The 12297-nt window shown below is 71.9% G+C and carries 10 protein-coding genes and 1 pseudogene; 4 read left to right on the top strand and 7 right to left on the bottom strand.

Annotated elements, in window-relative coordinates; translation table 11 throughout:
- Positions 1 to 16: 16 nt before the first annotated feature.
- The 4 genes and pseudogenes from chvE to ACSYGO_RS16785 all read right to left on the bottom strand — a co-directional run bounded on the left by chvE (position 17) and on the right by ACSYGO_RS16785 (position 4535).
- Entirely contained in the window at positions 17 to 1123 is a 1107-nt protein-coding gene (chvE, locus tag ACSYGO_RS16800) for a multiple monosaccharide ABC transporter substrate-binding protein (RefSeq protein WP_432175314.1), read from the bottom strand.
- A 141-nt stretch (positions 1124 to 1264) separates the two neighbouring features.
- Positions 1265 to 2237 (bottom strand): annotated as a pseudogene (locus tag ACSYGO_RS16795) (hypothetical protein).
- Positions 2238 to 2376: 139 nt separating this feature from the next.
- Positions 2377 to 3381 (bottom strand): zinc-dependent alcohol dehydrogenase, encoded by a 1005-nt coding sequence (locus ACSYGO_RS16790; RefSeq protein ID WP_435227503.1) that lies wholly within the window; start codon positions 3379 to 3381, stop codon positions 2377 to 2379.
- The gene (locus ACSYGO_RS16785; RefSeq protein WP_345642649.1) at positions 3378 to 4535 is read right to left on the bottom strand and encodes a mandelate racemase/muconate lactonizing enzyme family protein; all 1158 of its coding nucleotides are present in this window, start codon (positions 4533 to 4535) and stop codon (positions 3378 to 3380) included. The genes ACSYGO_RS16790 and ACSYGO_RS16785 overlap by 4 nt, the downstream gene beginning before the upstream one ends.
- A 252-nt stretch (positions 4536 to 4787) precedes the next feature.
- On the opposite strand from ACSYGO_RS16785, the gene ACSYGO_RS16780 reads away from it, so the two are divergent.
- A complete protein-coding gene (locus ACSYGO_RS16780) occupies positions 4788 to 5555 on the top strand; it encodes an SCO2400 family protein (protein ID WP_426675583.1) in 768 nt (255 codons plus the stop codon).
- A 37-nt stretch (positions 5556 to 5592) separates the two neighbouring features.
- Here the strand turns inward: ACSYGO_RS16780 and ACSYGO_RS16775 are convergent, their stop codons facing one another.
- Positions 5593 to 6075 (bottom strand): hypothetical protein, encoded by a 483-nt coding sequence (locus ACSYGO_RS16775; protein WP_426675584.1) that lies wholly within the window; start codon positions 6073 to 6075, stop codon positions 5593 to 5595.
- A gap of 229 nt (positions 6076 to 6304) precedes the next feature.
- Positions 6305 to 6739, bottom strand: coding sequence for a MarR family winged helix-turn-helix transcriptional regulator (locus tag ACSYGO_RS16770; protein ID WP_460386990.1), 435 nt, complete (start codon positions 6737 to 6739; stop codon positions 6305 to 6307).
- A 141-nt stretch (positions 6740 to 6880) separates the two neighbouring features.
- Between ACSYGO_RS16770 and ACSYGO_RS16765 the strand changes: the two genes are divergently transcribed.
- Both ACSYGO_RS16765 and ACSYGO_RS16760 read left to right on the top strand, forming a co-directional pair.
- Positions 6881 to 7903 carry an NADP-dependent oxidoreductase gene (locus ACSYGO_RS16765; RefSeq protein WP_460386989.1) on the top strand — a complete coding sequence of 341 codons (1023 nt, stop codon included), beginning with the start codon at positions 6881 to 6883 and terminating at the stop codon, positions 7901 to 7903.
- Between the two features lie 199 nt (positions 7904 to 8102).
- Positions 8103 to 8522, top strand: coding sequence for an organic hydroperoxide resistance protein (locus ACSYGO_RS16760; protein WP_460386988.1), 420 nt, complete (start codon positions 8103 to 8105; stop codon positions 8520 to 8522).
- Positions 8523 to 8595: 73 nt separating this feature from the next.
- On the opposite strand, the gene ACSYGO_RS16755 is transcribed toward ACSYGO_RS16760, so the two are convergent.
- Positions 8596 to 11133 (bottom strand): M14 family zinc carboxypeptidase, encoded by a 2538-nt coding sequence (locus ACSYGO_RS16755; RefSeq protein ID WP_460386987.1) that lies wholly within the window; start codon positions 11131 to 11133, stop codon positions 8596 to 8598.
- A 265-nt stretch (positions 11134 to 11398) separates the two neighbouring features.
- Here ACSYGO_RS16755 and ACSYGO_RS16750 point away from each other — a divergent pair, with 265 nt between their 5' ends.
- Positions 11399 to 12262 carry a hypothetical protein gene (locus tag ACSYGO_RS16750; protein ID WP_426675589.1) on the top strand — a complete coding sequence of 288 codons (864 nt, stop codon included), beginning with the start codon at positions 11399 to 11401 and terminating at the stop codon, positions 12260 to 12262.
- Positions 12263 to 12297: the final 35 nt, after the last annotated feature.

The raw sequence follows: 12297 nt of genomic DNA, 5'->3' as shown, positions 1-12297 counted from the left end.
TCGAGGGGACCGGCGGTTAGTTGAGCTCGCTCTCCGTGTAGTAGCCGCCGTCGACGAGGATCTGCTTGTAGTTGCTCTTGTCGACGCTCACCGGCTGGAGCAGGTAGGCCGGGACGACCTTGGAACCGTTGTCGTACGTCTTGGTGTCGTTGGTCTCCGGCTTCTTGTCGTTCAGGACGTCGTCGACCATGGTCGCGGCGACCTTGGCCAGCTCCCGGGTGTCCTTGTAGACGGTCTGCGTCTGCTCGCCCGCGATGATCGACTTCACCGAGGCCAGCTCGGCGTCCTGGCCCGTGACGACGGGCAGCGGCTTGCTCTTGGAGCCGTAGTCGTCGGACTTCAGCGCCGACAGGATGCCGATGGAGATGCCGTCGTACGGCGAGAGGACCGCGTCGACCTTCTTGCTCTGGTACGACTTGGTGAGGATGTCGTCCATGCGCTTCTGCGCGGTGGCACCGTCCCAGCGCAGGGTGGTGACCTGGGTGAGGCCGGTCTGGCCGGACTGGACGACGAGCTTCTTGCTGTCGACGTACGGCTTCAGGACGCTCCAGGCGCCGTTGAAGAAGTACTTGGTGTTGTTGTCGTCGTTCGAGCCGGCGAACAGCTCGATGTTGAACGGGCCCTTGCCGTCCTTCAGGCCGAGCTTGTCGACGATGTAGTTGGCCTGGAGCTCGCCGACCTTGGTGTTGTCGAAGGATGCGTAGTAGTCGACGTTCTTGGTGCCGAGGATCAGACGGTCGTAGGCGATCACCGGGATGTCCGCGTCGGCTGCCTGCTGGAGCACGTTGTTCAGCGACTTGTTGTCGATGGCCGCGACGATCAGCGCCTTGACGCCCTGGGTGATCAGGTTCTCGATCTGCGAGACCTGCTGGTCCGGGTCGTCCTCGCCGTAGACCAGCTTGGTCTTGTACCCCTTGGACTCCAGGTTCTTGACGACGTTCTTGCCGTCGGCGATCCAGCGCTCGGAGGACTTGGTCGGCATCGCGATGCCGATCGTGCCGCCCTTCGCGCTGCCCTTGTCCTCGTTGCTGCCGCCCTCGCTGTCCTGGCCGCAGGCGGTGAGGGTCAGGGCGAGGGAGGCGGCTCCGGCTACGGCGGCGAGTGCAGCTCTGCGGTTACGCATGATCATCATCCTTGATGTGTGTGCAGGGCTCGGTCTCGCGGTGCGAAGACGCTCCCGAGGGTGGCGCCGGAAAGACCGAGGACAGGTGTGTGGGATTGTGCGCGGCTGTGTCTTCTTTTGTGAAGCGAGGTTTCCGGAACGTTATGCCAGGGGGTCGAACCTGTTGAGTTCGCCCGGCAGTCGAGAGCCGAGCGGTGCCATGTCGCCGTCCGCCCCGTGCCGCGCGAGCAGGTCGAGGGCGAGCCGGCCGCGCCGCACCCGCTCCCGGGCGGTGGACAGGGTCAGCTCCCGCAGGTGGTGCCCGTACGGGTAGATCCCGGGCGCCTTGGACAGGCCGAACTTCAGGTAGAGCGGTGCGCCGCGCCGGATGAGCTCGGCGACCTCGTACATCCGCACGTACCCGCCGAGGTCGTCGGGGGCCTCGATGTACATGTCCATGGGGGCGGCGGAAACCCGCCGGATCTCGGTGAGGTGATCGAGCGTCAGATCGCTGGGCACGTTGAGCGAGTCGGCCCCGAGCCTCTCGTACACGGCGTACGAGGCCGGGTTGACGGGGCCGATCAGTGCCGAGACCTTGAGCGTCGTGTCGGCCGGGACGATGCCGGCCGCACGCGCCCGGTGCAGCGTCCACAGCACGCCCTCGTCGGCGACGAGGAGGCACTTGACGCCCAGTTCGGTGGCCCGGACGGCGTCCTCGACGCAGCCGGCGACCGCGTCATGGCCCCGGGCGCGCAGTCCGGCTCCGCGGGAGTCGGTGCGCACGGAGGCGCCGATGTCCCAGGTGCCGCGCGGTCCGGTGAACAGGCAGAGCTCGATGTCGCGTTCGGCGGTGGCCTCGACCATCTCGGTGATCTCGGCGTCGGTCAGCATCCAGACGCCGCTGCCCTGGCTGATCCGGTGGATCGGCACGTCGAGCCGGGAGGACTCCTTGAGGACGACGGCGAGGGCCTCGGGCCCCTCCACGGAGGGAACCTCGGTACGCACGCCAGCGGCCGCCGCCCGGGAAGGAGTGCGGCGATGCGTCGGCGGGTGAGGGGGCGGGCGCGCCCAGGCCGAGCGCGGCGAGTGCCTGCTCACCGGGTCGACGGGCTGCCGTGGGTGCGGCGTCGGTCACGAGCTGTCCTTCGCGTTCGTCGGTTGTGCGATCTGTGCGTTCGATATCTCGAACAAGGTTCGTGTCGGTGGGTGTACGCCGGTACGGAGCGTCAGGAACCCCGTACCGGCGTACTGATCGAGGGCGCGGGACCACCCGCTCAGGGGCGCAGCAGGACCTTTCCGACCTTGGGGTCGCCCGAGCCCACCAACTCGATGGCCTGCGGGAACTCGGCGAGCGGCAGCTCGTGCGTGACCAGCGGCGACGGGTTCAGCAGCCCGGCGCCGAACACCCGCACCGTGTGCGCCCAGGCCTCCGGCGGCGCCCCGAACACGGTGTGCACCTCCAGTTGCCGTACGACGAGGTCGGTCGGGTCGAGTCCCTCGGCGCCCGGCGCCGGGATCCCGGTGAGGACCAGGCGCCCGCCGCGCCGGAGCAGGGAGGCGGCGGTGCGCGCGGCGGACGCCGACCCGGCGGTCTCGACGACGACGTCGAAGTCGCCGGGCAGTTCCTGGTCCCGGGTGCGGAAGTCCGTGGCGCCGAAGTCCCTGGACAGTGCCGCCCGGTCCGTGCGGGTGCCCACCACGAGGAGGTCGGCCGGGGAGCCCGCCGCGAGGAACTGCACGGCGAACATCCCGAGCGTCCCCGTGCCCACCACCGCGACCCGCTCGCCCGGCCGGGCGTTCGCCTTGATCGCCGCGGCGGCGATGCAGGCGGCCGGCTCCAGCAGGGCGGCGGCCGTCAGGTCGGCGTCGTCCGGCAGGACGTGCAGCAGCCGGGCCGGGAGGGTCAGCGTGGCCGCCATGGCGCCCGGCTGGGTGAACCCGGTCTCCTCGTACCCGGCCGTGCACAGCGTGGTCTCGCCCGCGTGACAGCGGTCGCAGACCTGGCAGTTGCGGAAACCCTCACCGACGACCTTGCGGCCGACGAGCGAGGCCGGCACCCCGTCGCCCACCTCCTGGACCGTCCCGGACCACTCGTGGCCCGGCGTCAGGGGGTAACGGACGTACCCCTCGGGCCGGTTGCCCTGGTAGACCTCGCGGTCCGAGCCGCAGATCCCGACCGCGTGCACCCGCACGAGCGCCTCGCCCGCCGCCGGAGGCACCGGCTCGTGCGGGGTCAGCCGGTGCTCGCCCGGCGCCTCGACGACGACGGCGGTGCTCACCGCGTCCCCTTCGGCTTGCGCTGCTCCCAGCCGTCCGCCCACAGGTCGAACCGGGCCTGCTGCTGGGGGAATTCGGCCGCCGCGTCGGTGTCCAGCTCGACACCGAGCCCGGGCGCGTCGGAGAGCTGGAAGTAGCCGTCGACGACCTGCGGGGCCCCCTTCACGACCTTCTTGATCTCCGCGTCCGCGAAGTCGTTGAAGTGCTCCAGGATCTTGAAGTTCGGTGCGGTGAAGCCGACCTGGAGCGAGGCGGCGGTCAGCACCGGTCCGCCGACGTTGTGCGGCGCGACCAGGACGTAGTGCGCCTCGGCGGTGGCGGCCAGCTTCCTGGTCTCCCAGATGCCGCCGATGTGGCCGACATCGGGCTGGATGATGTCCGTCGACTGGCTCTCGAAGAGCTCGCGGAACTCGATGCGGTCGTGGATGCGCTCGCCCGTGGCGACCGGGATGTCGACCTTCGCGGCCACCTTCTCCAGCGCCTTGAGGTTCTCCGGCGGGACCGGCTCCTCCAGCCAGGCGGGCTTGAAGGGGGCGAGTTCGCGGGCCAGCCGGATGGCGGTGGCGGGCGAGAAGCGGCCGTGCATCTCCAGCATCAGCTCGGCGTCGGGCCCGATGGCGTCCCGCACGGCCTCGATGAGCGAGACGGCGTACAGGCTCTGCTCGTGGTCGAGCTCGAAGTGGCCGGTGCCGAAGGGGTCGATCTTCAGGGCCCGGTACCCGCGGGCCATCACCTCCTGCGCGGCCTTGTGGTACGCCTCCGGGGTCCGCTCGGTGGTGTACCAGCCGTTGGCGTAGGCCTTGACCTTGTCGGTGACCTTGCCGCCGAGCAGCTGCCACACCGGTACGCCGAGGGCCTTGCCCTTGATGTCCCAGCACGCCATCTCGACGACGGCGATACCGGACATCACGATCTCGCCCGCGCGACCGTAGTCGCCGTACTTCATGCGGCGTACGAGGTCCTCGACAGCGAACGGGTCGGAGCCGAGAATGTGGTTGGCCTCCGCCTCCCGCAGATACCCGATCAGCGCGTCGGTGTGGCCCAGCATGCGGGTCTCGCCGACTCCGGTGATGCCCTCGTCGGTGTGCACTTGGACGTAGGTCAGGTTCCGCCAGGGCGTCCCGACCACGTGTGTGCTGATTCCCGTGATGCGCACGGCAGTTGCCCCCTGTGCTTCGGATCTGTTCGAAATTTCGTCACACGTTCGAAATGTTGGCGTGACAGTAAGGATGCGGCCCGGGAGGTGTCAATGGGTCGAACGCATAATGGTTTCGACGCGATGGGAGTGGGATGGCGGGGAATGGTCGGGGGTGTCTAGAGTCGCCGCGCCGGAACGGCCGCTTCCCCACACAACATTCACAGCTGTGCCTATGAACGTGACGTGTGCGGAACTTAGTCTTCCCGCGTCATGGACTACTGCCACCCGTGCCGACGGCACCTCAACGGCGCCCTTGCCTGCCCGGGGTGCGGCACCCCCGTCGAAGAACTCCGCGCGCACGCGGCGGTCCCCGAGCCGCATCCGGAACCGGATGCGGACGCGGCCGACACCTCCTACGGCGACGACGAACCGGAGGAGCACCTCGGGCGGGCCGCCCGGCGGCGAAGCCGCGGCCGGGGCAGGGTGGCGGAGGACCCGGTCGACCCGGACGGGCCGGACGGTCCGGGCGGGGCCAGCAGGCGTGACCGCAAGGCCGCGGCACACCGCCGTCGACGGCGCAGGACACTGCTGATAGCCGCCGGTTTCGTGCTGGCGGCCGGTGCGCTCAGCCTGGCCGAACTCGGCATCGACGCACCCGGGTTGAGCCAGAAGCCGGCGGCGGCCGGGGAGGACTCCGCCGACGGTTCGGCCTCCCCGGAGCCCGGCGAGACGGCGCGTCCGCTGGGTGACACGGGAGGCTCCGGTGGCGCCTCGGCGAGCGACCCCGCCGACGCCTCCGCGTCGCCCTCCGCTTCCGCGTCCGCCTCCGCTTCGGCCTCCGCCGAGGACAAGGGCAAGGACCAGGAGGAGCAGTCGGCCGGCTCGGGCACGGCGCCCGGGGGTTCCGCCTCCGCGCCCGCGTCCCACGCGCCGCCCGCGACCACCGCGCCCCCCACCACCGCACCGACCACGTCCGCCCCGCCGCCGGCCCCGACGCCGTCCGAGACGTGCAACCGGTTCCTGTGGTGGTGCACGTGACCTCCGGGGGCGTCACCCGGCCCGACCTGGACGCCCTCTAGTCCTCCGCCGCGCGGCCCTCTCCCGCCATGAACCGCCAGGCCAGGGCATGGCCCAGGGCGGTCAGGACGATCAGCATCAGGGCCTCCGCCTGGATGCCGCTCAGCCCGGCGTGGCGGGCGAGTTCGGGGAAGGCGCCGACGACGGCGATCAGGGCGTAGAGCAGTGCGGCGCCGGCCTGCTGCCGGACGACGAAGCGGTCGCCGCGGGCGCGGGCCAGCAGCCGCAGGGTGCACACGCAGCCGACCGCGGCGAGAACGATGAAGGCCGTCCGCCAGATCATCGGCTGCTCGGTGCCGCCCACCTGGGCGAACAGGCCCATCAGGGCGGGCAGCAGGAAGGACAGGTAGACCCCGCCGACGACACGGCGCAGCCCGGCGTCGCGCATCCAGTCGTCGTGGCTCTGGACGACGTTCCACCACAGGCCGACCAGGGTGAAACAGGTGGCGGAGAAGAGGGCGTAGAAGGTGCTCACATCCATGGACGACGAGCGTGGCAGCGCTCCCGGACCGGGCGGGCGTCACACGCCCTGCGTCCGTCCCGGCCTGCCGGGACGGACCAGTGGCCGAGGCGTGCGGCCCGTCGCCACGCGGAGCGCGGACGGCTGACGGGACCGCCGTCGGGCACGATGCCGGGCGGCACGGACCCGGCACGATCCGGGACAGGGCCTTCGGGGTCCGGTGGACGGTGCCGTCCGCGGCGGGCGCCGGTCAGGCGTCGAGCATGCGGCGCAACAGGTCCCGCAGCGCGAGACGCTCCTTGTCCGAGAGGCCCGCCAGGGGCTCACGCGCGAAATTCAGCGACTCCCGCAGGCCGCGGGCCACCTTGCGCCCCTCGGCCGTGGCCGCCGCCAGCTTCACGCGCCGGTCGGCCGGATCCGGCCGCCGCTCCACCAGGCCCCGCGCCTCCAGCCGGTCCACGATCCCCGTGACGTTCGACGGCTCGCACTTCAGCTGCTGCGCCAGCCGCCGCATCGGCACCGACTCCATCGACAGCAGTCCGAGCAGCCGCGCCTGCGCGCCGGTCAGCGCGTGCTCCGCGGCGGCCTCCTCGTACTCCTCGTGATAGCGGGCCACCACCGAGCCGATGAGGTCGACGACCTCGAGGGTGAGGGGGTCGATCCGGGGGGTCTTCTGAGTGGACATGACCTCCAGGCTACCCCGTTACTTGACATCCTGAAATATTCAGGCGCATGGTTGTTTCAGGTACTGAAGTATTTCGGCCGCGGGGCGTGTGCGGACAGGTGCGCACGCGAGCCCGTGAGAACGCAGGAAAGGCGCACCCTCATGACCGACACCCCTCAGCTTCCCGCCGTCAGCCGTGAATGGCAGCTGGTCAGCCGGCCGGTCGGCTGGCCCCAGGCCGACGACTTCGCGCTCGTCGAGGCGGAGGTCCGGCAGCCGGGGGAGGGCGAGGTCCTCGTACGGAACGCGTTCCTGTCCGTCGACCCGTACATGCGCGGCCGCATGAGCGCCGCCAAGTCGTACACCGCCCCGTTCGAGCTGGGCAAGACCATGCAGGGCGGCGCCGTGGGCGAGGTCATCGCCTCCGGCACCGAGGGCATCGCGCCCGGCGACCACGTACTGCACTTCGGCGGCTGGCGCGAGTACGCCACCGTCTCCGCCAAGCAGGCCGTCAAGGTCGACCCGGCGGCCGCCCCGCTGTCCACGTACCTCGGCGTGCTCGGCATGACCGGTCTCACCGCGTACGCCGGCCTGCTGCGCACCGCGTCCTTCAAGGAGGGCGACTCCGTCTTCGTCTCCGGCGCCGCCGGTGCCGTCGGCAGCCAGGTCGGCCAGATCGCCAGGCTCAAGGGCGCCTCGCGCGTCATCGGTTCGGCCGGATCCGACGAGAAGGTCAAGCTGCTCGTCGAGGAGTACGGCTTCGACGCCGCCTTCAACTACAAGAACGGGCCGGTCGCCGAGCAGCTGCGGGCCGCCGCCCCCGACGGCGTCGACGTCTACTTCGACAACGTGGGCGGTGACCACCTGGAGGCGGCCATCGGCTCCCTCAACGTGAACGGCCGGATCGCCGTCTGCGGCATGATCTCCATCTACAACAACACCGAGCCGGCCCCCGGCCCCAAGAACCTCGCCCGGCTCATCCAGACCCGCGGCCGCATCGAGGGCTTCCTCGTCAGCGACCACTACGACCTCCAGTCGCAGTTCGTCCAGGAGGTCGGGCCCTGGGTGGCGTCCGGGCAGCTCAAGTACCGCGAGACGGTCGTCGAGGGCATCGAGAACAACCTGGAGGCGTTCTTCGGCGTCCTGCGCGGCGACAACATCGGAAAGATGATCGTCAAGCTCTGAGCCCGTGACGGCCGCGGCGGCGGCCGGGCTCTCGGCCCGCGGCGGCCGGTGGTGACCACCGGGCCCCGCGGGCCCGCGGCGGCGGGTGGCGGTCTCCTGGCGGGACCTGTTTCCTGGATTTCCGGCATGCGGTAACTTCTTTCCGAAGTTGTCGCGATCGTGGGCGCGAGTCGCGGCGGGCCTAGGAGGAACGCACCGTATGTCCATCCAGCAGACCGACGTCCTGTACACCGCCGTCGCCACCGCCGAGAACGGCCGTGACGGCCGGGTCGCCACCGACGACGGCAAGCTCGACGTCGTCGTCAACCCGCCCAAGGAGATGGGCGGCAGCGGCGCCGGAACCAACCCGGAGCAGCTCTTCGCCGCCGGGTACAGCGCCTGCTTCCAGGGCGCCCTCGGCGTCGTCGCCCGCCAGGAGAGCGCCGACATCTCCGGATCGACCGTCACGGCCAAGGTCGGCATCGGCAGGAACGACGACGGGTTCGGGATCATCGTCGAGATCTCCGCCGACATCCCGAACGTCGACGCCGCCACCGCCCGCGCGCTCGTCGAGAAGGCGCACCAGGTGTGCCCGTACTCCAAGGCGACCCGCGGCAACATCACCGTGACGCTTGCCTGACGGCGCTCGTTGCACACGACGGAGGCCGCACCCCGGGACGTGGGGTGCGGCCTCCGCCCTTTCGCCGGCCGCCTCAGGAAACCGTCAGCAGAGCCCTCCCCACCTGTGAGAACTCGCCCTTGGGATGGTCACGGAAGAGCGGTTCCGTACCGAACAGGACCACGCGCGGGCCGCTGACCACCGAGGGGCGGCCCGCCGCCGCGGCGGGACCTCCCGTGCCGTCGGCCGACGGCCGCCAGTGCCCGGAGACCAATGGATCGCCCGGCGCGTACGACTGCTCGACCCGGACGCCCGGACCCGGGGCGGTGAACCAGACCGGGGCGTACACGAAGCTGTGATCAGGTGCGCCCGCCATGACCGGGCCGCCCGAGTTCACCACCCGCACCACGCCGTTGGCGTCGCCGGCGCCCTCCACCGGCCGCACCGCGAGCAGTCCGGCATCCGTGTTGAGCGCCGCGCCCACCGCACCGCGCCCGACCAGGCCGTGGGTGCGCAGGAACGCGTCGAGGGCCGTCCGTGCCGCCGGGGTGAGCGCCGCGCGGTCGAGGCCCGACGACACGAACAGCACGTCGGCGGCGGACCAGTCGAAGCCCGCGTCGAGGATCGCCGTCGACACCGGGACCACGTCGAAGTTCATCTCGCGCAGCGCGAACAGTTCGCCGGGGGTGACCGCGGCGGCGACCCGGGCGGCGCGCAGCGGGGTGCCGCCGGTGGCCTTCGTCGCCTCGAAGACGACGTCGTACGCGCGCGCCAGGGAGACGGCCCGCGCACGGGCCGAGGACGGCACCAGCGCACTGCCGTCCCCGCTCCTGCGCACCGCGACGCCGTCCCGCAGCAGGGAGTTGAGGGCGGCGATCTCCTGCGGGGTGTCGAGCCGGAGCCGCAGGTCGCCGTGCGCGGCGACGTGCCCCACCGGCGCCGCGGAGCGGACCGCGGTGCGCGGGACCCCCGCCAGGCTTCCGTCCGGCACCCGCTCGACCGTCGCTCCCCACAGCCGGCCCAGACTCCAGCCTGAGATGTCGTACATCGTCGACACCTTGTCGCTGATGTCCCTGCCGTCCGCCAGCAGCGCGTTCGCCAGACCGCGCTTGGGCTGGTGCAGATCGACGACGTACGAGCCCTTCGGGTACGTCCGCCCCGCCAGCCGGAAGCTGCGGGTCGCCCGGGTCACCCGGACGTCGTCGGCGATCAGGTGGTCCACCAGACGCGCGGCGGCCGTCGCGGATCGCTGGGTGCCGCCCGCGGGCACGACGTAGGCCCGCGGGAAGACGGTCGTGTAGACGTCCTCGGGGCCGATGCCCGGCACGCCGGGCACGGTCTTCGCGGACACCGGCACCTGCGCGGCCCCAGCCGACCCGCGCCGGAACACCTCGATCTGGTCGGCGATCAGCGAGGCCCGGTGAGCCCGGACGAAGTCGAGGGTGGCGCGCATGGCCGCACCCGCCACGTCCACGTTGACGGCCGAGCGCCGCCGCAGCTCGGCGGCCGGCAGCGTGTCGTACGCCGAGCCGTTCACCGTCAGCGGGATCTCGACGGTGTGCGCGGCGACCGTGCCGTGGAAGGCCGCGTACTGCGGGGTGAAGACGGGCGGCCAGTCGTCCCAGCCCTCCTGCTGGTCCCGGAACGGGATCTGGGCCGGCTCCACCCCGTCCTTGCCGGGCGTGTGACCCAGGCCGTCGACGGCGGCCTCCATGCCGAGGGCGTTGGCGTAGGTGTTCTTGAGGAACAGGTCGTACTCGTAGTTCTCGCCGTGCGGCGGCGTCGTCGGCTCGATCAGGGTGCCGTTGACGTAGCCGTGCAGATCGAGCATGACGGCCGGCTGCTTGTCGATCTCGATCTGCCGCATCGCGCGCACCTCGGGCTGCGAGGCGGTGACGAAGTCCCGGTTCAGATCGAAGCCGCCCGCGTTCTCGCGGGTGCCGGCGATCCGGCCGTCCGGGTTCGCGGTGATGTCGAAGTACAGCCGGCTGTGCGCGAGCAGATCCTCCGTCCCGGCGTCCCGGGCGGTCGCGAGCCGCTCGATCAGCCGGAGGGCCGCGTCGGTGCCCTCCCACTCGTCGCCGTGGATGTTGCTGTTGAAGAAGACCGGGGTCTTGTACGTCGTCCTGACCGCCCGGTCCTTCGCCGCCGCCCCGGGGTCGTTCTCGATGAGCTCACGCATGCGCTCCTGCTCGCGGGCCCGGCGCGCGGACTCCGGGGCGGTGACGGTGACCAGGTAGAGGCGGTGGCCGCCGGCGGAGCGGCCCGCCACCTCGACGCTCACCCGGTCGCCCAGCCGCTGGAGGGCGTTCAGCTTCGGAGCGATGGCGTGGTACGGGACGAGGCCCAGTTTCAGGGACTTGTCGGCCGGGTTCTCCGGGTCCGCGGCGAGGATCTGCTCGCGCGGGTAGCCGCGGTCGTCCGCCGCGAGATCGGTGACGGGCGCGGTGAGGGCGGTGCGGGCGGCAGCGGCCGGCGCCCCGGCGGCGCCGTGCGCCGGGGCCGAGCCCTCACGGACGGGAGGTCTGCGGTCCGCGGTGGCGCTGTGCGGGGCGAGCAGCAGCGAACCCGCCGCCGTCACGGCGACGGCGGCGGTCAGGACGGGTCTGGCGACGGGCTTCGGCAGGCGCACGTGTCGTACCTCCTGGGTTCCCCGGACCGGGTGCCGGGGGCTTCCTGAGATCGGGTCAGGTCGGTCCACGTCGTACGGCGAGGTGTACCTGTTCGACCCATCCGCAACAAGAGCGCGTTCCCGTCACCGCAGCCATCGGTGATGGCCCGGATGGCGCAACACCGGTGGACCGGAAGGGGCATGCTGAGTGCGGGCGCCGGCGCGACGGAGGGCCGGGGTGCCGAAGCGAACGGCCGAGCGGCAACGTGCGTGGCGAGGAGGCCCCATGTCCCCGATTCCGTCGCTCCCCAGCCGGGAGGACGTGCTGCGCATGGCGCGCAGCACGACCGACATCACCGGCCAACTCCTCGACACGGCAGGGAACATCACCAGGATCGCCGTCAACACCCTCGACCCCCGGGACGGGTCGGGGGCGGAGGCGCTGCGCGTGCTGCGCGAGACGACCGCCGAACTCGCCGAGGCGAGCGCCTCCCCACAGGCGCAGGAGGCGTTCTACCGGATCGTGGACACCCTGACCCGGCTCGGCACCAGCGGGGCGCCCCTCGCGGTGCACCCCGTGAGCGAACCCGCGCAGGCGCTGCTGGCCGCGCTCGGCGACAGCCTGCTGCCCGTCCTCGACGCGGTCGAACCCGCCGTGCAGGAGGCGGTCGCCGCACTCGGCGAACTGGTCGACGCGTCCTCGCCGCTGCTGCCGGCGGCGGCCGGGATCGCCGCGGGGGCGCTGCTCGCGCTGACCCCGGTGCTGCGTGCCGCCGCCGACGTGCTGCGCGGCTCGTCGCCCGAACTGCGGCGCATCGCCGACGCGTTGACCGCCGCGCTCGCACCGCTGCTGCCGCTCCAGGTCGCGCTGGCGGAGCGGGCGGCGGCGGCCGGGGCGGGGGTCGTGCGGGCCACGCTGCCCCCGCTCGCCGACCTCACGGAGGCGGCCGCCGCCGTGATGCAGACGGCCCGGCCGGTCCTGGTCGCCGGTGAGGAAATGCTCGTTGCCGGGCTCGAACAGCTTCAGCCGTTGCTCCTCGCCACGGCGTCCCGGGCCGGCCGGGTGGCGCGCGCCGGGGCCGTCCGTGTCTCGGCGGCGGTGTCGCCCGCCGCCGACCGCACGGTGGTGGTCGCGGTCACCCCGGCGTGACCCGCCCGGGCACCGGACGTGCGGCGCCCCGGGGT

The organism is Streptomyces krungchingensis (assembly GCF_054729265.1).
The sequence above is the reverse complement of the archived record's forward strand: the minus strand, read 5'-3'. Positions and strand labels throughout refer to the sequence as shown.

Excerpts from the sequence above, each read along its gene's own strand:
- chvE (WP_432175314.1), bottom strand. The coding sequence starts at position 1,123 with ATGCGTAACCGCAGAGCTGCACTCGCCGCCGTAGCCGGAGCCGCCTCC.
- ACSYGO_RS16780 (WP_426675583.1), top strand. The coding sequence starts at position 4,788 with ATGGACTACTGCCACCCGTGCCGACGGCACCTCAACGGCGCCCTTGCC.
- ACSYGO_RS16775 (WP_426675584.1), bottom strand. The coding sequence starts at position 6,075 with ATGGATGTGAGCACCTTCTACGCCCTCTTCTCCGCCACCTGTTTCACC.
- ACSYGO_RS16770 (WP_460386990.1), bottom strand. The coding sequence starts at position 6,739 with ATGTCCACTCAGAAGACCCCCCGGATCGACCCCCTCACCCTCGAGGTC.
- ACSYGO_RS16765 (WP_460386989.1), top strand. The coding sequence starts at position 6,881 with ATGACCGACACCCCTCAGCTTCCCGCCGTCAGCCGTGAATGGCAGCTG.
- ACSYGO_RS16760 (WP_460386988.1), top strand. The coding sequence starts at position 8,103 with ATGTCCATCCAGCAGACCGACGTCCTGTACACCGCCGTCGCCACCGCC.
- ACSYGO_RS16750 (WP_426675589.1), top strand. The coding sequence starts at position 11,399 with ATGTCCCCGATTCCGTCGCTCCCCAGCCGGGAGGACGTGCTGCGCATG.